This window comes from Paenibacillus sp. J22P165, from assembly GCF_059692015.1.
Map to the genome: position 1 here is coordinate 89,930 of NZ_JCAUAP010000002.1, position 21,397 is coordinate 111,326.

22 protein-coding genes are annotated in these 21,397 nt (G+C 44.2%); 2 read left to right on the forward strand and 20 right to left on the reverse strand.

The window, feature by feature from the left end; genetic code table 11:
- Positions 1-3 precede the first annotated feature (3 nt).
- On the reverse strand, positions 4-1,080 hold the full coding sequence (locus tag AC58QM_RS04495; RefSeq protein ID WP_497281765.1) for a Gfo/Idh/MocA family protein: 1,077 nt from the start codon (positions 1,078-1,080) through the stop codon (positions 4-6).
- A gap of 256 nt (positions 1,081-1,336) precedes the next feature.
- Between AC58QM_RS04495 and AC58QM_RS04500 the strand changes: the two genes are divergently transcribed.
- A complete protein-coding gene (locus AC58QM_RS04500; protein ID WP_056621044.1) occupies positions 1,337-1,558 on the forward strand; it encodes a hypothetical protein in 222 nt (73 codons plus the stop codon).
- On the opposite strand, the gene kapB is transcribed toward AC58QM_RS04500, so the two are convergent.
- The 3 genes from kapB to AC58QM_RS04515 are packed head-to-tail and all read right to left on the reverse strand — an operon-like array spanning position 1,555 to position 2,804.
- On the reverse strand, positions 1,555-1,941 hold the full coding sequence (kapB, locus tag AC58QM_RS04505) for a kinase-associated lipoprotein KapB (protein WP_497281767.1): 387 nt from the start codon (positions 1,939-1,941) through the stop codon (positions 1,555-1,557). The two genes, AC58QM_RS04500 and kapB, sit on opposite strands and share 4 nt — an antisense overlap.
- Before the next feature lie 14 nt (positions 1,942-1,955).
- Positions 1,956-2,279 (reverse strand): thioredoxin family protein, encoded by a 324-nt coding sequence (locus AC58QM_RS04510; protein ID WP_497281769.1) that lies wholly within the window; start codon positions 2,277-2,279, stop codon positions 1,956-1,958.
- A 3-nt stretch (positions 2,280-2,282) separates the two neighbouring features.
- A complete protein-coding gene (locus AC58QM_RS04515) occupies positions 2,283-2,804 on the reverse strand; it encodes a hypothetical protein (RefSeq protein ID WP_310223906.1) in 522 nt (173 codons plus the stop codon).
- 73 nt (positions 2,805-2,877) lie between these two features.
- On the opposite strand from AC58QM_RS04515, the gene AC58QM_RS04520 reads away from it, so the two are divergent.
- A complete protein-coding gene (locus tag AC58QM_RS04520) occupies positions 2,878-3,099 on the forward strand; it encodes a hypothetical protein (RefSeq protein WP_497281771.1) in 222 nt (73 codons plus the stop codon).
- 81 nt (positions 3,100-3,180) lie between these two features.
- On the opposite strand, the gene AC58QM_RS04525 is transcribed toward AC58QM_RS04520, so the two are convergent.
- The 16 genes from AC58QM_RS04525 to AC58QM_RS04600 all read right to left on the reverse strand — a co-directional run bounded on the left by AC58QM_RS04525 (position 3,181) and on the right by AC58QM_RS04600 (position 21,305).
- On the reverse strand, positions 3,181-4,794 hold the full coding sequence (locus tag AC58QM_RS04525) for an ABC-F family ATP-binding cassette domain-containing protein (RefSeq protein WP_497281773.1): 1,614 nt from the start codon (positions 4,792-4,794) through the stop codon (positions 3,181-3,183).
- 78 nt (positions 4,795-4,872) lie between these two features.
- Positions 4,873-6,828: an ABC-F family ATP-binding cassette domain-containing protein gene (locus AC58QM_RS04530; protein ID WP_497281775.1), complete on the reverse strand. Its 1,956-nt coding sequence runs from the start codon at positions 6,826-6,828 to the stop codon at positions 4,873-4,875.
- Positions 6,825-7,874 (reverse strand): M42 family metallopeptidase, encoded by a 1,050-nt coding sequence (locus tag AC58QM_RS04535; RefSeq protein ID WP_497281777.1) that lies wholly within the window; start codon positions 7,872-7,874, stop codon positions 6,825-6,827. The genes AC58QM_RS04530 and AC58QM_RS04535 overlap by 4 nt, the downstream gene beginning before the upstream one ends.
- Positions 7,875-8,027: 153 nt before the next feature.
- Positions 8,028-8,318, reverse strand: a complete 291-nt coding sequence (locus tag AC58QM_RS04540; protein ID WP_497240083.1) for a Dabb family protein — start codon at positions 8,316-8,318, stop codon at positions 8,028-8,030.
- Positions 8,319-8,351: 33 nt separating this feature from the next.
- A complete protein-coding gene (locus tag AC58QM_RS04545; protein WP_497281779.1) occupies positions 8,352-9,908 on the reverse strand; it encodes an ABC-F family ATP-binding cassette domain-containing protein in 1,557 nt (518 codons plus the stop codon).
- A gap of 105 nt (positions 9,909-10,013) precedes the next feature.
- Positions 10,014-11,588, reverse strand: coding sequence for a DUF6382 domain-containing protein (locus AC58QM_RS04550; RefSeq protein WP_497281781.1), 1,575 nt, complete (start codon positions 11,586-11,588; stop codon positions 10,014-10,016).
- Between the two features lie 14 nt (positions 11,589-11,602).
- Positions 11,603-12,118, reverse strand: a complete 516-nt coding sequence (locus tag AC58QM_RS04555) for an A24 family peptidase (RefSeq protein WP_497282751.1) — start codon at positions 12,116-12,118, stop codon at positions 11,603-11,605.
- A gap of 51 nt (positions 12,119-12,169) precedes the next feature.
- Positions 12,170-12,844 (reverse strand): TadE/TadG family type IV pilus assembly protein, encoded by a 675-nt coding sequence (locus AC58QM_RS04560; protein WP_497281783.1) that lies wholly within the window; start codon positions 12,842-12,844, stop codon positions 12,170-12,172.
- Positions 12,845-12,860: 16 nt separating this feature from the next.
- Positions 12,861-15,140, reverse strand: coding sequence for a hypothetical protein (locus tag AC58QM_RS04565; RefSeq protein WP_497281785.1), 2,280 nt, complete (start codon positions 15,138-15,140; stop codon positions 12,861-12,863).
- 23 nt (positions 15,141-15,163) lie between these two features.
- Positions 15,164-16,099: a hypothetical protein gene (locus AC58QM_RS04570; RefSeq protein ID WP_497281787.1), complete on the reverse strand. Its 936-nt coding sequence runs from the start codon at positions 16,097-16,099 to the stop codon at positions 15,164-15,166.
- A gap of 58 nt (positions 16,100-16,157) precedes the next feature.
- On the reverse strand, positions 16,158-16,385 hold the full coding sequence (locus AC58QM_RS04575; RefSeq protein ID WP_497281789.1) for a Flp1 family type IVb pilin: 228 nt from the start codon (positions 16,383-16,385) through the stop codon (positions 16,158-16,160).
- Positions 16,386-16,400: 15 nt separating this feature from the next.
- A complete protein-coding gene (locus AC58QM_RS04580) occupies positions 16,401-17,264 on the reverse strand; it encodes a type II secretion system F family protein (protein WP_497281791.1) in 864 nt (287 codons plus the stop codon).
- Positions 17,265-17,271: 7 nt separating this feature from the next.
- On the reverse strand, positions 17,272-18,150 hold the full coding sequence (locus AC58QM_RS04585) for a type II secretion system F family protein (RefSeq protein WP_497281793.1): 879 nt from the start codon (positions 18,148-18,150) through the stop codon (positions 17,272-17,274).
- Positions 18,147-19,409 carry a TadA family conjugal transfer-associated ATPase gene (locus AC58QM_RS04590; protein ID WP_497281795.1) on the reverse strand — a complete coding sequence of 421 codons (1,263 nt, stop codon included), beginning with the start codon at positions 19,407-19,409 and terminating at the stop codon, positions 18,147-18,149. The genes AC58QM_RS04585 and AC58QM_RS04590 overlap by 4 nt, the downstream gene beginning before the upstream one ends.
- Positions 19,390-20,529 carry a hypothetical protein gene (locus AC58QM_RS04595; RefSeq protein WP_497281797.1) on the reverse strand — a complete coding sequence of 380 codons (1,140 nt, stop codon included), beginning with the start codon at positions 20,527-20,529 and terminating at the stop codon, positions 19,390-19,392. The genes AC58QM_RS04590 and AC58QM_RS04595 overlap by 20 nt, the downstream gene beginning before the upstream one ends.
- Before the next feature lie 263 nt (positions 20,530-20,792).
- Positions 20,793-21,305, reverse strand: coding sequence for an acyl-CoA thioesterase (locus tag AC58QM_RS04600; protein WP_497281799.1), 513 nt, complete (start codon positions 21,303-21,305; stop codon positions 20,793-20,795).
- Positions 21,306-21,397 lie beyond the last annotated feature (92 nt).

Consider the following 21,397-nt stretch of genomic DNA (forward strand, 5'->3'; position numbering starts at 1 on the left):
TGTCTACTCGATGTCCCAGTTCAATTTCACTTCATCGCCTGTTTGCGACGAACGGTAAATCGCATCTAGGATCAAATTATTCGTGTAGCCAGTCATAACAGACGTTATCGGCTGAGAGCCGCTTGCGATACTAGCCAAGAAATGCTGAACCATACGTGCACGTGGATCATCATTCGCAGCTGGTGCTGAAAGCTCTGTCTCTACAATGCGATCGAATTTTTCTGCAAAAAGCTTGCCTTTTGCGCCTTTCAAATAGGCTCCGCCTTCTGAACCCAGCAATTGCACAACTGGTAAATTATCGGTTTCAAGGAGACCCGCCCAGCTGACATCCAAAGAAAGTGTTGCCCCATTGTCAAACTTAATCAAAGCAGTAGCTAAATCCTCAACATCAAAAGTACCTTGCCAATTCGGCGCCCCCCATGTGCCAATCCCTTGCTTACGTGGTCCGAACTCTGCATACGTTGATCCATATACGGAAACCGGTTTGGGATTCCCCATCAAATAGAGGGTTAAATCTAACATATGTACACCTAAATCAATCAGAGGACCGCCGCCTGATTTGTCCATCTGGGTAAACCATGTTCCCCAGCCTGGAATGCCTTTACGTCTGAGATAGCTCGCTTTTGCATGATAAATGTGTCCAAGTGCGCCTTTCTCCACCTGCTCCTTAACCGCAATCGATGATGCTTCCCAACGCATTTGATGCGGGATCATGAGAATCTTCCCTGCCTTACGCTCCGCTTCAACAATTTGACGTGCTGACGCTAAATCAATCGCCATCGGCTTCTCAAGCATGACATGTTTACCAGCTTCTAGCGCTTGCACCGCAAGTGGCGCATGCCACTCGTTCGATACAGCAATGACTACTGCATCAATCGTAGGGTCATCTAACAATTTATCTGAATTCGCATATACCTGCTCAATGTTATGTTCTTTTGCTCTTGTTTCAGCAAGCGGCAAATACGCATCCGTTACCCCTGCAAGTTGAGCCCCAGCTATGTTTTTAAACGTCCCCATATGCACGTTTCCGATGTTTCCGGCTCCAATAATGCCTATGCGAGTTGGTTTTGCTTCTGTCATTTCTATGACCCTCCAGAACCTGTTAGAATACAATCTTATCTATTATAAATGGGGTTAACATTCCCCGCAACCACGAATCATGACCCGCAAAAATTTATCTTATCGGAACTAGCCCTGTAGCGTTATTATTCACATATAATAAATTGCTAAAACTTTTTTAATAGTTGCACGCAAACATATTTAACATTTGAAATGTATCCTAAAACTTGTAAAGTCGTAAGCAAACAGAAGTATTCGTGTAAAGGAGGGCTTAAACATGCAAGCAAACACGATCCGATTCAAAAATAAATCGATCCCTGTGATGAATTTTACTCATAAACGTTCCCAAATGGAGTTACTTTCAACGAAATTAAAGGAATATGAATTGCATTTTGAATTTCGCAGAAAATTAAAAATGATCTCGATGATCGAGATCATTGGTGATGTAGCCATTTTTAAATACAATGATGGCACCAAACTGTACCTAGAAGTTTCCTAATTGGACGGTGGAAAATATTCTTTATTCAGCTGATCAAGCTCCTGCAGAGAGCGTCGGGCCCACGCTTCCATGTCCGACAGCTTATCAATCTGAGCCATTAGCGCTCTCTTCAGAGACAGTTGGTAATCTGGCACCTCACCAGCATAAGGACGAATCGTTGCAATTGGCATTAACGCAATCTCTTGATGGGATAATGCCCTTCTTTGATGAAAAAAAGCAACACTTGGATCCATCGGATTATGTAAATCTCCTTGTGTAGGATGATCCTTCACAGCTAGAATGCGAACTGCTGCTTTCATGCTGGAGGTCATCTCAACAACTTCACCGAAATAAACCCCTGTTTTATATTCTGCAATAACACGATCTCCGACTTGAAAACTCATTATATACACAACTCCTATTCTTGTTCTACTAATGGCATTAGCCTACGATATAGCTCATCCACGGATTGCATCCGATAGATCATTTCTTTTTCTTTTCCTTGTTCAATGATGACAACACACGGGACACTGGCGATCTGCCATTCTTGACTGACTTGGGGCAGGAAATTGATATTGCACTTAACAAGGGGCAGCTTTGGCTTCATCGCCAGAATAATATCCAGCATTCGCTCCGTTACTTTGCATGTCCCGCAAAGCGGTGTATACATAAAAACCGCAAAGGGTTTCTCGTTATCTTGATTTACTTTGCTTAACAATTCTTGCTGAGTTAATTCTTGCATGACTTACAACGACCCTCTTCCATCTAACCATACCAAGCTTTCGAAGGCATAATCAATCAAATCAGAAAAGTCATCGAGGTGGCTCTCATCAATTTTGCGACCAAAGGATAACGTAATGAGATTGCGGTATTCCTCCGGTTGTTCCCCATATAAATAGGAAATTTGCTGTGTAATTCGCGGACGCTGCTCCCAAATCGCATTCAATTGCGCTTCAATCATTGGGCAATCCAATTCGGGATCATTCACGATCGTGTGAAGTTTAATTAACAGTGTACAACCCGGTTTAGCCGTAGGATTCTCTAGAATTTCAGCTGCCAAGTCGCTTAAATGAACATGCAAGTAGATTTCGGCTTGGCTAGGAAGTCCTAATTTACGTGCAAACTCAATGGCAAATGTGCGAGACATCGACGACAAGTCAATCAGATCTTCTCTTCGTGTTATGATGATTTTACCTTCCAAATCCAAATCGTAGACGGCTCCTTCGAGCACGACTTTGATATTGTCATAGATCGTTGGATCAAACATCCCCACACACCTTCTTTCATCTTTTCTTTGATTCGATTATACTATGAATATACCACGTAAAGAAGGTGTTCTTATGTCAGACAAGCCTCAAGACCAGCAAGCCGACCAGGTCGAATCACAAGGTGTCAAAAAAGTCAGCTTAGCCGACGCGATCAAAGCCAAACTAGCTCAGAAACAAGCGGATCAAGCCGCAGCGCGTGCTAACCCGAAAGCAGCAGGAAATGCAAATCAAACTGCGAAAAGCCAAATGACCAAAAAAGTAAATAACCAACGCCGTCGTACTGGCGGAAGCTAGACAACTTTGTGTAGCTAAAAGCGCCCTGAGAGTAACACTTCAGGGCGCTTTTTTCTTTTTATACTTTTTTACTTATATCGATTATGCGTAATGAATTTCGCGCTGTTTTTTCACATCTTCGTTTTCCAAATACTCATCGTACGTCACCATTTTGTCGATGATACCTTTTGGTGTCAACTCCATGACGCGATTTGCAATCGTTTGAATGAACTGATGGTCATGGGAGACGAACAACATCGTACAGTCGGAATCAACAAGACCATTGTTAAGTGCTGTGATGGATTCCAAATCCAAGTGGTTCGTTGGCTCATCAAGAATAAGCACATTCGCACCGCTCAACATCATTTTGGAGAACATGCAACGTACTTTCTCTCCCCCGGAAAGAACATTCGCTTTTTTCAACGCTTCCTCACCAGAGAACAACATGCGTCCTAGGAATCCGCGTAGGAATGACTCATCCGGATCTTTGGAGTATTGACGCAACCAATCTACCAGAGTTAAATCGGAATTGAAATAATCTTGGCTGTCTTTTGGGAAATACGCTTGTGATGTTGTAATGCCCCAGGAGAACGTCCCGCTGTCTGCTTCCATTTCGCCCATCAAAATTTTGAAAAGCGTCGTTTTGGCAATACCGTCCAGCCCCACGAATGCGACTTTATCCCCTTTGTTCAGGGTAAACGAAACATTATTCAATACTTGAACACCGTCAATTGTTTTGGATAGGCTCTCGACTGCAAGCAATTGCTTACCAGCCTCACGCTCACCTTTAAAGTGAATGAACGGATATTTACGGGAAGAAGGACGAATATCTTCAAGTGTAAGCTTCTCCAATTGCTTTTTACGTGAAGTCGCTTGCTTGGATTTGGAGGCATTCGCACTAAAGCGCGCGATGAAAGCTTCCAACTCTTTACGTTTTTCTTCCGTTTTCTTATTCGCATCACGTGTCAAACGTAACGCCAATTGGCTAGACTCATACCACCAATCATAGTTACCTACGTACATTTGAATTTTTCCAAAGTCGATATCTGCGATATGTGTACACACTTGGTTCAAGAAGTGACGGTCATGAGATACGACGATAACAGTACCTTCGAAACGGGACAAGAAGTGCTCTAACCATTTAATGGATTCCATGTTCAAATGGTTGGTAGGCTCATCGAGTAGAAGAATGTTCGGGTTACCGAATAGCGCTTGTGCTAAAAGCACACGAACTTTCTCGTTACCATCTAAATCCTTCATTTTGGTATCATGCAAAGATGTTGGGATACCAAGACCGATTAGCAGCTCTGCTGCGTCGGATTCTGCTTGCCAGCCGTCAAGATCTTGGAATTCGCCTTCAAGCTCAGCGGCTCTCATGCCATCTTCTTCGGAGAAATCCGCTTTTGCATACAAAGCATCCTTCTCTTCCATGATTTTGTACAATCGGGAGTGACCCATTACAACAGTTTTCAAAACTTCGATTTCATCAAATTCGTAATGGTTCTGTTTCAGGACAGCCATACGCTCGCCTGGTGTGATGCTGACTTCGCCTGTGTTCGGCTCGATCTCACCGGAAAGAATTTTGAGGAATGTGGATTTACCTGCACCATTGGCTCCGATTAAGCCGTAGCAATTTCCTGGTGTGAATTTAATATTGGCATCTTCGAATAGGGCTCTCTTGCCGTAACGAAGCGTCACGTTATTTACATTAATCATGTGGTGTATATACCTACCTTTATAATATTTTCTTTTAATAAATGTTCAACGAGTCGGATTTTCGAACTACTTCTACTATCATAACTTATTTCGCTCTATTTCTTCTACTAACTCTGATAAATAAGTCCATCTTTCCATTGCAGCTTCAAGCTCTGCAGCGGTTTGTTGCTCTTGTTCATAGAGATCACGAGCGAGATCGAAGTTACTTCCAGAGTTTTCGATTTGCTTTTTCAAGCTGTCGACTTTGTCCTCCAAGGTAGCAATCGTGTTCTCGATTTCGTCCCATTCCTTTTGGTCTTTAAACGAAAGTTTTTTGGGACGATTCGCAGCTGGAGTTGCGTTTGCACTTGATGGCGCTGATGCAGAACTGCCGCTAGACGACTTCGAGCTCGCTTGGCGAATGACTTCTTTCCTCGCTTGCTCCGCCTCTTCTTGTTCTCGCTTATCATCCAAATAATCAGAATACGTGCCGATAAAAGGCTCAATCCCACCACTGCCATCGAACGCAAATAAATGGGTAACTGTTCGATCCAAAAAGTATCGATCATGGGAAACCGTAATAACAGCCCCTGAGAATTGATCCAGATAATCTTCCAGTATCGTCAAAGTTTGGATGTCCAAGTCATTGGTCGGCTCATCGAGCAGCAAAACATTCGGTTCCCCCATTAGGGTGCGTAACAAATAAAGTCTGCGACGCTCTCCGCCTGAAAGCTTGCCAATTGGCGACCATTGCAAGTTCGGAGAGAACATGAAGCGCTCTAGCATCTGTGCGGCCGAAATGGTTTCACCATCCGACGTGCGAATCTGCTCTGCGGCTTCTTTGATGTATTCGATCACACGCATTTTCTCGTCCATTTCGACGTTCTCTTGCGTGTAGTACGCCAATTTCACCGTCGTACCTGTCTCAATCGTGCCGCTGTCGGGCTGAATGCGCCCAGCTAGCATATTGAGCAGCGTCGACTTGCCGCTGCCGTTCGGACCAATGATGCCTAGACGGTCCTTCGGCATCACAATATAGCTGAAGCTGCTGAGCAGCTGCTTCCCGCCTGCGAAAGACTTGGAGACGTCGTCCAGCTCCATCACCTTTTTGCCAAGGCGGCTGCCCGCCAGCGCCATGTCAAGCTTGTCAGCGGGACCGTCCACTTTGCGGTCCCTTAATTCCTCGGCGCGGTTGATACGCGCCTTCTGTTTCGTCGTGCGCGCCTTCGCGCCGCGACGGAGCCAGGCCAGCTCGCGGCGGAGGAGATTCTGCCGCTTATCTTCACTAGCGGCTTCGGAATCCATCCGCTCCGCCTTTTTCTCGAGGAACCACTCGTAGTTCCCCTCGTAGCTATAGATCTTGCCCCGGTCCAGCTCCAGAATGCGGGTAGTGACCCGCTCTAGGAAGTACCGGTCATGGGTAACGAGCAGCAAAGCGCCGCGCCACTTGCTGAGGAACTCCTCGAGCCAGATGGCTGTCTCGTTATCAATATGGTTCGTCGGCTCATCTAGGATGAGCAGATCGGCCGGTTGAATGAGCACGCGCGCCATGGCAACGCGTTTGCGCTGACCGCCGGACAGCAGGCCGACGGGTTTGTCGAATTCGCTGATGCCGAGCTTCGTCAGCACCGTTTTGGCCAAGGTGCTGGCTTCCCAAGCACCTTGCTCATCCATGCGCGACTGAGCGCTGTAGAGTCGCGCTTGCTTTTTCTCGTTGGAGGCGTCTAGCGTAAGCTCAGCAAGGGCCAGCTCATAGTCGCGCAGCGTCTTCATGAGCGGCGAATCGCCGTGAAATACTTGCTCAAGGACCGTAGAGTTCGGATCGAACTCCGGGTTTTGCGGCAAGTATTCCACGCGGAAATGGTTCGCGTGCACAAGCTTGCCGCGATCTGGTGTTTCCAGACCCGCCAGCATCTTCAGCAGCGTGGACTTGCCCGTACCGTTCACGCCGATGAGGCCAATGCGCTGCTTCTCGTTTAGGGTGAACGAGATGTCATCGAAGAGCACCTTGTCGCCGTAAGTTTTGGTTATATCTACTGCGCTAAGTATATTCATCCTTGTACCGGCTCCAAGATGTACGCAGCAAGAAGGGCTGCCGTGTTTACTACGGCATCCATATGCGTGCGCTCCATGCTATGTGACGCATGAACACCAGGTCCTATGAGCGCTGCGCGAATGTCGCGGCCGCCTCTTAACGCTGCTGATGCATCCGATCCGTAGCGCGGATAAATATCTACCGCGTAGCCGATCTCCAGCTTCTCGGCATGCTCAATCATTTTCGACGTCATCGCATAGTCGTAAGGACCAGACGAATCCTTCGCGCAGATCGAAACATCGCGTTCACTGCCGCTCAAATCATCCCCAAGCGCTCCCATATCAACCGCAATAAAATCAGTAATATCTGAAGGGATGAATGAGGAGCCATGACCAACTTCTTCATAGTTAGAGAAGAACAACTTGATGGTGTAGAATGGCTGAATCCCTTGTTCTTTCAATAGTTTGAGAAGGCCAAACAATGAAGCCACACTAGCTTTGTCATCCAGATGACGTGATTTGACATACCCATTTTCTTTCACCTGCACACGAGGATCAAAAGAGATATAGTCACCAACACGGATGCCAAGTGCCTGCACATCTTTTTTGGAAGAGACAAGCTCATCAATACGAACTTCCATATTCGCTTCATCACGCTTGTACTCTCTCGCATCTTCATACACATGCACAGAAGGTCTAGATGTCAGAATCGTTCCATCATAAACTCGCTCATCGCGTGTGTGAATTTGCACATATTCATTCTCGATCGCGCCCATCATAAAGCCGCCAAGCGATGTGATTTTCAGTGTGCCATTCTCTTTAATAGAACGTACCATAGCACCAAGCGTATCCACATGTGCAGATATCCCAATAACGCGATCAGAACTCGCGCCAGGAATAGTAACAATCCCGCAGCCTTTATTCGTATAAGAAAGCTCGAAGCCAAGCTTACTGACTTCTAGCTCTACCTTTTGCATGATGTGATGTGTGTAGCCTGTTGGACTAGGAGTCCGCAGCAGCATTTCAAGAACTTCCGTCATATAAGCTCTATTTAATTGGGACTTCAACTCGGATTCCTCCTTTTTTTATATGTAAGTATGTATTGCGCTAAACACACAAAAAACAGTGCAGCCTCAGAACATTTGCTAGCCCCTGACAACATCAGAAACGAGCCTCTTCTAAGGATACTACACTGTTCTCCTATGTTTTTCAAACGTAGGTTAGCTTACAAAATCAACACAGATGGACGTTCCATCAAGAACTGTTTTCATGTGAGCTTTAACTTCTTCATGCACAGGGTGAGTATCGTAAACCTTCAAATCATCTAGCGAATCAAATTTCGTAATCAGTGCGATATCGTAAGAACGCTCCAAATGCAGAATGTCTGTCCCAACCTCAATGTGTCGTAATACCGGGATTTTACCTTCCATATTCGTTAGAACGGCTTTGGTTACTTCCACGGCTTCAGGACTGCGATCTTTGAGTTTAAAAAACACAACATGCGTTAACATTGTTATCTCCTCCGATTCGATCATTCGTATTGGTTAACTCGTTACTTTGGCAGACCATTCTTCCACGTCCCACACACGTGTTACCCAGCCTTCATAAAATTCAGGCTCATGGCAGACGAGAAGTACAGTACCCTTATACTCTTTCAAAGCTCTTTGAAGTTCTTCTTTGGCTACAACATCCAAATGGTTCGTAGGCTCATCGAATAACAACCAGTTGCTTTCTTGCATGAGCAGCTTGCACAAACGAACTTTCGCCTGCTCACCGCCACTTAACATGCTCATCGCACGGGTAATATGCTCATTCTTAAGTCCAACTCGTGCAAGTGCTCCTCTGACTTCATTCTGCGTCATGGATGAAAATGAATTCCACACATCATCAATCGGTGTCATGCTAGGCGCTTTGACTTCTTGTTCGAAGTAAGCAGGACTTAAGTAATCGCCGCGATACGTTTTACCGCTGAATGGCTCGATTTTCCCAAGTATCGTCTTCAACAGTGTGGATTTACCGACCCCATTGCAGCCGACGATCGCAATTTTCTCACCGCGTTCTATCGTCACATTCATTCTAGGAAGCAAGGCACGATCATACCCAATTTCCAAATCTTGCGCTTCAAATACGATTCTACCACTTGAACGCGATTCTTTGAATACGAACGTTGGCTTCAAAGCTGTTTCTGGACGTTCAATACGGTCAATTCGATCTAACTGCTTCTCACGGCTCTTTGCACGCGTAGACGTTGATGCCCGCGCTTTGTTGCGCGCGATGAAATCTTCTTGCTTTTTAATGTACTCCTGCTGCTTCTCATAAGCATCAATGTGCTGTGCCTTGTTCATTTCAGCCATATCCAGGAATTTTTCATAATTCGCTGTGTATCTTGTCAATTTGGAAAACTCCAAATGATAGACAACATTGACGACTTCATTCATAAATTCCGTATCATGTGAAATTAACATGAACGCATAAGGATAGTCCTTCAAGTACATTTTCAACCACTCAATATGTTCAACATCCAAATAGTTGGTAGGCTCATCCAGCAGAAGGACTGTTGGTTTTTCTAATAACAACTTCGCTAAAAGAACTTTTGTTCTTTGTCCACCACTTAGCGATGTTACGTCACGATCTAAACCAATTGCATTCAAGCCAAGGCCATTACCCATCTCTTCAATTTTCACATCAAGCAGATAAAAATCACCAATCTCCAAGCGCTCTTGAATTTCGCCCATTTCCTCCAGCAGAACCTCAAGTTCCTCTGGTGTGGCGTCTCCCATTTTATCGGTAATCGCCATCATTCTTTTCTCTTCTTCATACAAAGGCAGGAACGCATCTCGTAAAATATCACGAATCGTTCTCCCCGCTGCCAACACTGAATGCTGGTCCAAATATCCATAGTGGACTCTCGGCGTCCATTCTACCTTACCTGTATCCTTCAAAAGCTTGCCCGTTAATATATTCATCAACGTGGATTTCCCCACGCCATTCGCTCCTACGATACCAACACGTTCACCAGCTAGCAAACGAAACGATACATTTTTGAACAATGTACGGTCACCAAAGCTGTGGCTTAAATCTTCAATTGTTAAAAGACTCATATTGTAAAAACCAAACCCCTGTCTAGTTCTAAGATAATCACGTTTTTCCTCGCGACTTCTTATTATACCATTGCTCATGGCAGACAGGAAGTAGAACTATTTGTATTAGAGTCGAAATGTCAGTTCTTGACGAATAATTCGCACAATATCCCCATCTTTTAGCGGATATGCTTGATAGATAACCAGTGGTTGATCATTCAAATACGTCCCATTCGTAGAGCCTGCATCTCGAAGCTGGTACCCTTGGCTCGTTTGAACAATTTCCGCATGGATTCTAGAAACACCGGCTACTTCCAACTCACAATTTACATGTATACTAGAATCGCCTCGACCAATAATAAAAAGACTAGTGTCAATGGGAACTATTTTACTCACACCCTCAGCTTCAAATTCCAACCGAGGACCGCTCTTTTGGATAGGTAATTTGCTTAGTAAAACAGTCGCATTATGTTTCGGAGGACTAAGAATCGTGGTATGCAAGGGGAGATTCTGATAATAGGCTTGAATATCCATAGGCTCTGAAGTGGCCTCGAAAGTAGCAACTTCTTCATGAGGTAAGGATGGAACTTGTGCTGTTATTCCTTTTGAAAAGACTGGAAAGCCCCAAACTAGCAAAATGAAACCTACGTCACCTAAAAGTAAAGTTATTCCTGCTATGAGTTGTAATGAACTAGCTGAGGGTTCCGCGGCGTAATATTGCCAGAGGAAGGCTATAGTAAGGATGAGTACCGCAATGGCAACCCATTTTGCTCGTTGTTGTAGTGGAAGCCATGCAAATGCAATGGCATTCTTGCTAAAAGCTGAGCTTTTTGTTGTATGTATGTTCGGCATTGCGTTCTGACTATTCGCTGGTAGAGAAGTGACATTTGGAGAGACAGATTGTTTAGTCGAATATGTATTGGATTGATTGAGGGAATGTTCATTTGTAGTCAACTCATCCCGTTTCCAGTGTGCTTTAGGCAGCCCTGCTTCTCCTTCTACTTTTGGCAACTTTGGTAGATGGGATTCTATTGGTACCTTGCTGATTGATGGAATATCATTGAATACAGAAGGTTCTTTTGACTGGATCGTTGTTTCTAGCATCGTGTTAGTTATAAGAACTGGCTCGTCCATTAGCTTTAATAATGCATCTTTATAGGCCTGCAAGCTGCTCAAACTGGAAGTCATGGAGATCCAAGCGTGCAGCTGATTCTGCTTTTCCTCCGAAATATGTGAAGCAAGCTTACACATCAGCTTAGTTATCGAAGGAAACACATCCTCCTCAACTTGCTGTGTATCTATCGGGACATAGGTCATATAAATATCCGACCAGTCCTGGCCAATGAAAATGAAATTTTCTTTTAGAACATAATTGATTTCGAACAGCATGTAATTGTTACTCTCATCCAGCGTACTCACAATAGCGTACATGAGCTTAGCAAATTGATGCACGGAGAATGACTCAACCTTCAGTACATGCGTCAGCATACGTTTTGAAGATAGTTTATATTGCAAACGAAGTTTAGCGTCCACCTCCAGGATGTCAAGTGGAAGCAATCTAGGCACTTGGTTCGCCTCCAGCATGCGGATTTGCAAGACCGATAACTCACTGTTGGAAAGTCCTTCTTCTTTATATAGCTCCATATAATGTCCATGCCGATATACAAATTCGTAACAGAGTCCAAATACCTCTTCCGTCATTCAACTACCTCATTTCATAGCAATGAATAGTACCAAGTGACAGCCACACTAGGTGCAACTGCATACATAAATGGAAACTTGATGTTTTTTTGATGTTTCAGTTCGAATAATGTGTCTATATGACGATAAGCAAATATTGAGATGAGCCAGCCCTTTAATTTCTCGCTTGTCGTTCTCATTTGCTTCTGAATGAGCAAGAGCATAGCGCCAATAATCCCGGCACAAAGAATGGCATACACGAGCGTTTGCATGACAAATGAAACCCCCATAAACGCCCCGATGGCTGCAAAAAGCTTGACATCTCCGGCTCCCAGAGCTCCAATAACATAGAGGAAAAGTACGATAACAAGGCCTGTCCCCGTACCGAGTAATGCAAAAATCAGCCCTTCCCAACCTTCGTTCATTGTGTGGAACACTACGCCGAGCACAGTTCCGCTCATAGTCAACTTATTGGGCAGTTTAGCAAGTCGAACATCAATAACAAAGGCCACTGTAATAAAAATTAGAAAAATGCCATGGATCAGTAAAATGGTATTTCACTCCTCATTCGAAATTCATCCTTGCATTCAGTTACAGCAGTTTTACATGGATGACGAACCTACCCACGCGCGTTCAAAGGCCCTTTTCTTTAACACGATGGTATGGCTTATAAAAGGGATCGGCAGTTTATACGTAAGCTGAGCTTCCACGCCAAAGTATGAATCCTCATTCTGCACCATGCTTGGAAGTGTCACCGCAGTGACTTTAAAGTTTCCTGTTTGTAAGATTTTCGCATCACAAAAAGCGAATACGACTGGCGTAAATGCTGCGAGGATACGCGGTTTTACCTGTGACTCATACATGGCATCCAACTCATCTTCTGCCATTCCTTCACCAAGTTCTCTTTTTTCCTGCTCCCAACGAACAAGCGCTAGAACGGAATCAGGTATATAGGCCGCATATTGATCCACAAAATTCTCAGCATTGACTACCTGGCTCCGTGCCGTCTGAACATGATCTACCACCGTATTCATCACATTTGCAGCGGAGCTTTGATCATATTTCGATTTCGCTTCCTGTACTAGTAGTTGGACTGGGTATACTTGACCAGCAATCGACTTCGTCGCTTCAGAAACACCAGCTTGTAAAGCCATTTCTGCTATGGCTATTTGAATGAAGAGAATCAGACCAACTACAAAAGTTAGGAACATAGGCAAAATAAGAGCTGCCTCTAACACGATCCCCCCTTCTTGATCCTTGTACATTTTCCGAAGCAATCTCATTCCTCCCACTTTAATAAGATACAATCGCTGTCCGATTAAATTGACATTGTGTCCCAACCACTTTACATCCTAGAAGATCTGATCCATTAAATAGCTTCATCATTTGTGGAATGAACCACAATCTAATTTCACTAGTGGCATTGGTCTGGATATAAGATGCTGCTTGCGTAAGATCCTTACCTGTTTCTAATTCAATTAGTGCTTGCATTCTCGCCATTAGCTTCGTATTATCGCTGTGCAGCATCAGAAATAAACGCAAATAATCTTTGTACGTTAACTTTAAGACAGCCACTGAAAGCTTTGAAGATAATTCAACGGACTCCCCCTTCACTAATGCGTTCATATCTGCAAAAGCTTCTACTGCACCTTGCGCAGCAGCGACTAATAATACGAGTAAAGGCGAACCTACGTTAAGCAATTCTTTTTCGGGATCCAATAAATTATCTACCGTTCGAATTGCAAGTCGCAAAGAAAACATTTCTGCATAGGCAGCTGAGATGTTCGCGGCGCACGAGGAGAATCCATATAAAAGATACTCAGCTTCTTGATTTGATAATGGGTGCGAACCGGGATCGATCAACTCATTTGACAATTTCGCTTGACCATTCCGATCTTTCTCAAGCCCATAGGTACGATAGTTGAACTTCGTCAGTGCATATTCATTGACATACAACTCGTCCCTAAGCATTTCTGACGCTTGGGTAATCGCTCCCAGTATATCCATTGCTCTTACGCTCGTTGATTCCGCTTTATCCAAATCATAGGCAACTTCGTTCCCGATCATTACATCTTGCGCATTTACTTGACGATATTTCTGATAGAATCCTTGTACATTCGCTGTTTCAAGATTACTTGTATCACCCTGTAGTTTGTTATACAAGGCTTCCTCATTGGATTGTGGAATCAGGCTGCAGCCGCCAATCGCTTGTTTGGCTTTATCCAAAACAGCTTGAATCTTATTTCTTTCCACTTGTTTTTTCGCCTTCGTCCCATCGTTCGCATCCATCCTCGCTTTCTCGATTGGGCTTTTCTTACTAAAAAAATCATTTGCAAATGTCCAATAAGCGTCGTTTGCTGCATTCACCTGTCTCGTGTTCTCAGCCGTATACAGAGAGATACTTTCAACTTTCGAATGAAATGCGGCAAACAAAGAAGCGATACTTGCCACTGAGGTCTGATAATCATAAAAATAGTCATCACCTATAAGTGATATATGTTGAAATACATCATTCGCACCTTGACTATCACTCGCAGGAGTAGAAGAACCACCAATCGCCGTTAACTTTGCCCGAATATCGTCATTCTTTTGCTTAGCCAGTCGCAAAGCAGGCTCTATACTCTGCTGATGCTGTAAGATGTCTCTTTCATTTGCTGCCACCTCTAACTTCGTGCTAACAATAAGTGCCGTGTACTGGATTATTAATTTTACGAGAGCTTCAAGGTCATTCAATTTCTGGGATAGTGTACTATACTGCTGTTCAAGGTTGCTTCTAGCGGAAAGTGCCGCTTGAATACTTTGTGGGCTCGCTGTCATCAGTGCACTCATCGAGAGATCCATTTGATTCATCGCGTTCGAAAGTGATTGCAGTTGATCTTTAACTTGACTGATCTCGATTCTCAGTTCATCAATCGTATGGAGTCCAATGCGGTTAGCCATTGCATCTAAATCCGATATTCTTTTCTGATAGTAAAGGTGAGTAGTAGTTATTCGGACATGCATTGCTTCCGTACTGCGCCACGCTTCATCTAGCGCATCTTCCCGTTGATCGATAAGTTTCTCAACTTCCGCTGCATTTTCCGCAAATTGTGATCCCATCTGAAATGGCGCTTTCACTCCGCTTTTTTGAAATTTATCTGCAATTTCCAGCGAGAATTCGATAGGACCTTTTAACTTCATATCTTCGAGAAGCTGACCCTGAAAAATGGCATGACTAGCGAGCGCATACACGGGGGTAACACGCATGGAGCCTTCCACCACTTTGGTGTCTATAAAATGAAAAGCATTGGCAGTAACACCACTAGAAAGGTTTTTTGCAAAAACTTCGCTAAATAACTGTTCAGAATTCTCCTGTGAAAGACCCATCCCATAGAGACCTCTCTTTTGAAGATCTGAATCGAAGGATGACATGACAGAACGGGACGCAGCCTGAACCGCTGATTCCGATTCTTTCTCGGCAGCTTTAATCCGGGCAAAATCGATTAACACGGCTTGAAATAAGAAAATCGGCACGATAATAAGTATTAAATATACCGATACTGCGCCATTTTCTGCATATAGAAATCTTCTCAAGGTCATCTCCTCTCTCACTCTTCTTAATTGTGAATCACAACAACGATCCCTTTGCGTTCGAGCTCTTTACGGAATGCATCTGTTGGCATCCCTTTGCCACTCGCATCTTTTTTGAAAAAGTGCCATACGACACCTTTCACCGTTGGATCATGCTGGAGCAGCTCAACATCCTTTGGCAACTGTTCCGTACGCAGCTGAGTTTCTGTCAAACTGTAGAAGGCTTGATGGGCAATGCCGCGAGCATCTAGCGCGTCTATCAGTCTACTTTTCCCCGATGCGGTTGTTCGAACAACCTCTTGGCCTCCCACAAGAGATCGTAAATAGGTAGAGGCTTGTCTCTCGGATTGAATAGTAACTTTGGGTCCTGACAAATTACTTTTCTCAGGCTCGATAAGGGCGGCCTTTGCTTTCTCTGGAGAAATTCGGCCTACCAATGTAGGGACATAAGTGCGGGTTAGATCTGTCATGCGAATTAGTTCAACGGAATCGACGACATGGGCAATTGCTTTTCCACTTGTTGTATGTGTTTGCAACCATTTTCGCATTAACGAGGGCATTAGAAAGGACTTGTTTACATCCACCTCAACCTGATGATCGAGCAAATAATTCCTGTAACTTGCCGTTCCGGTAACGCCGTTTGTGAGTAAACTCGAGGCTCTTGCCAGCTTTCGTTCCACAAGGTCATCACCTTGATGTGTTGGCAGTGCTATACTTGCGCCCCCGCTCCCGCTCAGGAAGCCAAATAAATCAGTCGCGTGATCCTGCGTCAAACGCCAATACAGCCCATCTGTTTCCTGCGGGTTAAAACTTCCCGGATTCAAATTTTTATAGCTATTCGTCCAAGTGAAGGCAAGCCGTTCCGCCGCTGTACGTGCTAACTGTTTGATATACACATGTTGGTACGCATATAAACCCACAAATAAGAGAGACACCGTACAAATCAAGATCATTGGAAACACCAGGGATGCTTCTAACGTGAAACTTCCCTGTTCGCTTCTCGTAAAGCCGAGTAACCGTTTATGGCGCACAGCTCGTTGTTGGGCTAGGCGCACACGGTGCAACCACGCTATTATCCTTGAGATCTGTGTTTGCATCACCAATCAGCTTTTGAAACCACGAGACGATCCATTTTCTAAAAATAATGGCAATCGCGACAAGCACAGCAACAATCAATAGAATCTCCAATGTACCTAGACCATCTTCTTCTTTCCACACTCGCTTAAAGCATTCAATTACAGTCTTCATATCCACATTTCTCCTTTATTGTTTCATCATTAGTAGCGCAGGTGCAGCGACGATCACCATAACCACCACAAAAATAAGTACCATTGGAAATACCATCTTGGAAGATGCTTCTTCACCTAAGGTTCGAGACACAGCTTTCCTCCGCTGCCACAGTTCAAGTGACAGTGATTGCAGTGCGACAGCGAAGTCATTTCCTCCCCTTTTATAATTCAGCCCAAGCGTTGATGTGAATAAAGAGACTTCATGTAAGGCACATCGCTTACTGAAATCCTCTAGCACTTTGGTGAAAGAGATGTTCATTTCAAGCTCATGCACGGCGACCAGCAGCTCTTTGAAAAGCGGTGAATCCGCTAAATGAGGTTTAGCCTGCACGCAACGTATCCATGCGCGATTCACCGTTTCACCTGCATTAACCAACAGGACAATCGTGCTCAAAAATTCAGGCAGCGCTAGAATCATTTGCTGCTGTTTTTTTCGTATTTTCGTATCCAAGTCACGGACCATCATCATCGGTGTCGCACAAGCAGCAATCACACCACAAACGAATAATGAACTATCTTCACCTGCAAGGATGGCGAAAAAGGTAAATATACATAAACATAAGCTTCCTGCTGAAATGAGCTCCGCCAAGAACCATTTACTGCCTTGCGACGACAAGCTTCTCCCGTATAAGGTCATACATTTATGATGGATTTTCGAAGTGAACTCAGGCATTTTCTCCAATAATTGAAATTTATCAATCAAATAGTAGCTAAAAGGAAGAAACAACTTAAGTCGGAATGGATAGGCATGGGAATGAAGTTGTTCGCCATATTTCCGCCGACCGAGCATATATAAGGTCATACCCATGACAATTTGAACTATTCCTAGGATCAACATCCACATGCTACACCTTGATATCCATAATTTTTTGAGTAAGGGCATAACAGGCTCCAAGTAACAACAAGCACACTGTCATGATGAGAATTCCGCTCCCTTTATAGAGCGGTTCCATGTAATCTGGCGAAGAAAAGGCCAATACAGCAACAATTGCAATGGGAGCAATAACAAGCACTCTAGATTCAAAACGTTTTTGTGCAATCATCACGGAAATTTCTTGTGTAATTTCTAATTTTTCAGTAATCACTGTGGCTGTTCGCTTCATGACTTCTACCAGATTCCCACCTGCTCGTTTACATGTCAGAAATACATCTGTAAAGCTCTGAACGTCCTCCAAATGGCTGCGATCAGCAAAATGCTTTAAAGCAGACTCGATGGGCTCGCCATTATCAACTTTTCGGCAGATCATACCGAACTCAACAACAATTAGACAAGCAGGATCGGGGTACAAAAGTTTAAGATCTTCCCAAGCCTCTCGAAACGCAGTCTCAATCGACTTCCCCACCGTCATCGAAGAGGAAAGACAACTGAGCGCTTGCTTAAATTGTACATACAGCATATGTTTGCGTTTGTGAATCAACTGTTGTCGACGGATCTTTGGAAATAGGAACCCAGTTGCTGAAAAGGCGAGGGATAACATGACATTTTGGTAGAAAATATATCCAATTACGAAAGCAGGTACCGCAAGCAAAAGAATAGCATAGGCTTTCTCTTTGGACGTTAATTCATAGTGGTTGTAATCCATGAAGGGAACTAGTGCGGATGATTTGTGAATGGGGGATGGTTCAATGGGTTGTGTAGTTCGCAAAGTTTTCCGGCGTTCCATATATAACAGAAGCAGCCAACTGCCACCACCTACAATAAGAAGCAATAACCACACCATCATGATGCTTCACACGAAATAACGGTTGGAATAAACCAATCCGGCAGCGTCTTTCCAGCCATTGTGATTTTATCCAAATTGAAAAGTGCTTGCCCTGTATAACGCAGTGAACCCATGATTTTGCCTTCTGGCGTCTCTCCGTCCTCTTCGAATAAAAAGAGAGGCTGAAGCTTCACTTCGCCATCCATAACTCCAACGACTTGATGAATTTCCGTGACTTTGCGTGATCGATCACGCATCCTTGCAATATGGATCACAACATCTAATGCGGAGGCAATTTGTTTTCTTATGACTTCGATAGGCAGTGGAGCTGCACTCAAGACCATCGTTTCCAGTCTGCTTAGCATATCCAAGGAGGTATTTGCATGACCCGTGCTCAAGCTTCCGTCATGACCCGTATTCATCGCCGATAGCATATCTAATGCTTCTGCTCCCCGCACCTCCCCGACGATTATTCGATTAGGACGCATTCGCAGCGAAGAACGGATCAGCTCTCTCATAGTGATCGCTCCTTTCCCTTCCGTATTGGCATTCCTAGTTTCTAGTCGAACGAGATTAGGCACAGATTGGATCTGAAGCTCTGCTGAATCTTCGATCGTTATTACCCGTTCATGCTCGGGAATCCAAGCACTTAACGCGTTGAGAAACGTCGTTTTCCCTGACCCCGTCCCCCCGCCAACAAATAGATTAAAACCCGCTTCAACCATAATCCGCAGCAGACCTGCCGCTTCTTCTGAGATACTCCCCATTCGAATCAAATCTGACATGTTCATTGGCTTCGCTGGAAACTTCCGAATCGTTAATGTGGGACCGCTAAGTGAGGCCGGAGGAAGTACGATATTGACCCGTGAACCGTCTTTTAGACGGGCGTCTACGATCGGGGTAGATTGATTAACGATTCGATTCACTTTTGATACAATCATCTGGATCAGATCTTCCAGTTTCTCTGCACTTTCCAGTTCGAAAGGATAACGCTCCACGGCACCCATTCGTTCAAAGAAAATGCAAGTGTGACCATTGACCATAATCTCTGTCACAGTTGGATCATCTAATAGTGGTTGGAGGATGTCTAGTCCACGAAAGCTGTCAAATATGCGCTTGACGCCTGCCTGAATTTCACTCGAAGTCCATCCTTGCCCAGTCGCAATACGAATGATGGACTCTTCAATGTGACCCTGTAATTGCGCATCGCTGACTTCATTAGATAAATCGAGGTTTTCTTTTATCTCCCGCTTTAACTCATTAAACAGCTGTTGATTCAACGAAGGAACCAGCCCCCTCTATCAGATTCGGTGTCGAAAGATTCCTTTGCAGAACATTCGCCAGCATCCCATATACTTGCTCAGAAAAAAGCTCAGAATGCCAGATTTGTTCTGGACTATTGATTACCTTCCACTCTGGAATATAAGGAAGTCTGTAACTCATTTCTTTTCCAAGAAAATCGTATGAATTGGTTTGACTACCCCTGTAACACGACATAACAAAATGAATGGGCTGGAAATGACTCATTTGTGTATATAACGACTCTGTTTTGAAAGCATCGTTACAGTCATCTCTGACTAGCCAAATAATTTCGTCACTCATCTCCAAACTTTTCACAATACGAGGATGTATGGATGATTCCAGATCAATGATGAGCGTATCATACACCGATAGCTCGACAATGGACGTGATGAGTTGACGAACAATATCTCCACCCATTTCGTGCATTTCCCTTATTTGTTCTTTTGGTACCAAATAATCAAAGCGCAGCTTTGCATCATGTGATTTCAGTAAAGCTAGTTTGGAACCGAATTGCTCTGGTGAGCTCTTCAAATAATACAGCAGTTGCGATAATCCTGCGGTTTCACCCTGTAACCACCGTGAAGCAGCACTTATCGTCTCCAAGCTCAAATAGAAAACACGTTCCCCGCGAAATGCCAATTGCTTGGCGACATGGACGGCCGTAACCGATTTCCCGGAATACCCGCTGCTGCTGTAGAGTGAAATTACACGCGTCCTGTTTACACCAGTTGAATGACGATGATCTACCTGAATGCCCTCCGCATATAAGGCTTGAATACGCGATATTAATTGATACAGAGGTTGAAATCGGAATAAGAACGGAAGTGCCTTCTCTGCTCCATTTGAATTCATGATATTCGCACTTAAAAACATCTTGTACAGAGACGTCCGATGATGCTGCAATAGCGGGTAATAGGTTTCCGAGAGTAGCAAGACACCCGTGAGATTGGGCTTCTGCAGCTCTTGCAGCAACACATCTGAATGTGTAAAAAGCTTTACTTGCAGCTGCATAGTAGCATCCGTAGATCGAATAAATAAGGCTAATCGCTCCGCATAAGACGTATCGTCATCTAAGACGTATAATTGCAGTTTGTTCACTTTAACATCTCCTTTTTCCTACATGAGATTATCCCGAAAACTTGGCGTACACACCACTTCCAATGAGAACACAACTCATAATGGCAAGTACAATAGCCACACGCGTGGTCGTTTCGGCTTTCATTTACGTCCTCCTTCCCGTTTCGGAACAACAAAAAAGCACGCGCCGATGAGGGAGATCAACTCCATCATCAGCGGTGCTTCCGCTTGTCCGATATTCAATTACCCAAATTGTACCACATTTCCCTAATAAATCAATCCCTTTATTCCCACGGATACTTCATCGTGAAAAAGCTCGCCAACTTTTTACTTTCCACGCGGCGAAGCCGTCTCATCTCAGCACGATGAGGTGCGGATTCATGCAGCTTTTTCTCCTCTTCTGTCTCTGGAATGACATCAGGCACCTCCACAGGTACCTTGTTTTCATCTAAGGCAACAAAAGTTAAAAAAGAAGTGGCAGCTATTTTTCTTGCGCCAGATTTTAAATCTTCCGTCACGACCTTAACAAAAACTTCCATCGAGCTTTTGCCTGTCCAAGTTACGAATGACTCTAAACAGACAGAATCTGACGTATGAATGGGGTATAAAAAGTCAACCGAATCCGTTGATGCTGTAACTACCGATCTGCGACAATGTTTATGTGCAGCAATGGAAGCAATGTCATCAATGTAGGACATCAACTTACCACCAAATAGCGTATTGTGATTATTCACGTCTGTCGGAAAAATACGCGATGTTTTGAAACATCTGGATTCTCTCGAATATCTCTGCTCCATGACTGTTCCCCCCTCATTTCCTCTACAAAATATGACTCATCATACCACACTTTTGGCTAGATTTGGTTATAACTAATCCTTATTGCGGAATA

Coding starts and splice junctions, on each gene's coding strand:
- AC58QM_RS04495 (WP_497281765.1), bottom strand. CDS start 1,080: ATGACAGAAGCAAAACCAACTCGCATAGGCATTATTGGAGCCGGAAAC.
- AC58QM_RS04500 (WP_056621044.1), top strand. CDS start 1,337: ATGCAAGCAAACACGATCCGATTCAAAAATAAATCGATCCCTGTGATG.
- kapB (WP_497281767.1), bottom strand. CDS start 1,941: ATGAGTTTTCAAGTCGGAGATCGTGTTATTGCAGAATATAAAACAGGG.
- AC58QM_RS04510 (WP_497281769.1), bottom strand. CDS start 2,279: ATGCAAGAATTAACTCAGCAAGAATTGTTAAGCAAAGTAAATCAAGAT.
- AC58QM_RS04515 (WP_310223906.1), bottom strand. CDS start 2,804: ATGTTTGATCCAACGATCTATGACAATATCAAAGTCGTGCTCGAAGGA.
- AC58QM_RS04520 (WP_497281771.1), top strand. CDS start 2,878: ATGTCAGACAAGCCTCAAGACCAGCAAGCCGACCAGGTCGAATCACAA.
- AC58QM_RS04525 (WP_497281773.1), bottom strand. CDS start 4,794: ATGATTAATGTAAATAACGTGACGCTTCGTTACGGCAAGAGAGCCCTA.
- AC58QM_RS04530 (WP_497281775.1), bottom strand. CDS start 6,828: ATGAATATACTTAGCGCAGTAGATATAACCAAAACTTACGGCGACAAG.
- AC58QM_RS04540 (WP_497240083.1), bottom strand. CDS start 8,318: ATGTTAACGCATGTTGTGTTTTTTAAACTCAAAGATCGCAGTCCTGAA.
- AC58QM_RS04545 (WP_497281779.1), bottom strand. CDS start 9,908: ATGAGTCTTTTAACAATTGAAGATTTAAGCCACAGCTTTGGTGACCGT.
- AC58QM_RS04550 (WP_497281781.1), bottom strand. CDS start 11,588: ATGACGGAAGAGGTATTTGGACTCTGTTACGAATTTGTATATCGGCAT.
- AC58QM_RS04575 (WP_497281789.1), bottom strand. CDS start 16,385: ATGAAGACTGTAATTGAATGCTTTAAGCGAGTGTGGAAAGAAGAAGAT.
- AC58QM_RS04580 (WP_497281791.1), bottom strand. CDS start 17,264: ATGTTGATCCTAGGAATAGTTCAAATTGTCATGGGTATGACCTTATAT.
- AC58QM_RS04585 (WP_497281793.1), bottom strand. CDS start 18,150: ATGATGGTGTGGTTATTGCTTCTTATTGTAGGTGGTGGCAGTTGGCTG.
- AC58QM_RS04600 (WP_497281799.1), bottom strand. CDS start 21,305: ATGGAGCAGAGATATTCGAGAGAATCCAGATGTTTCAAAACATCGCGT.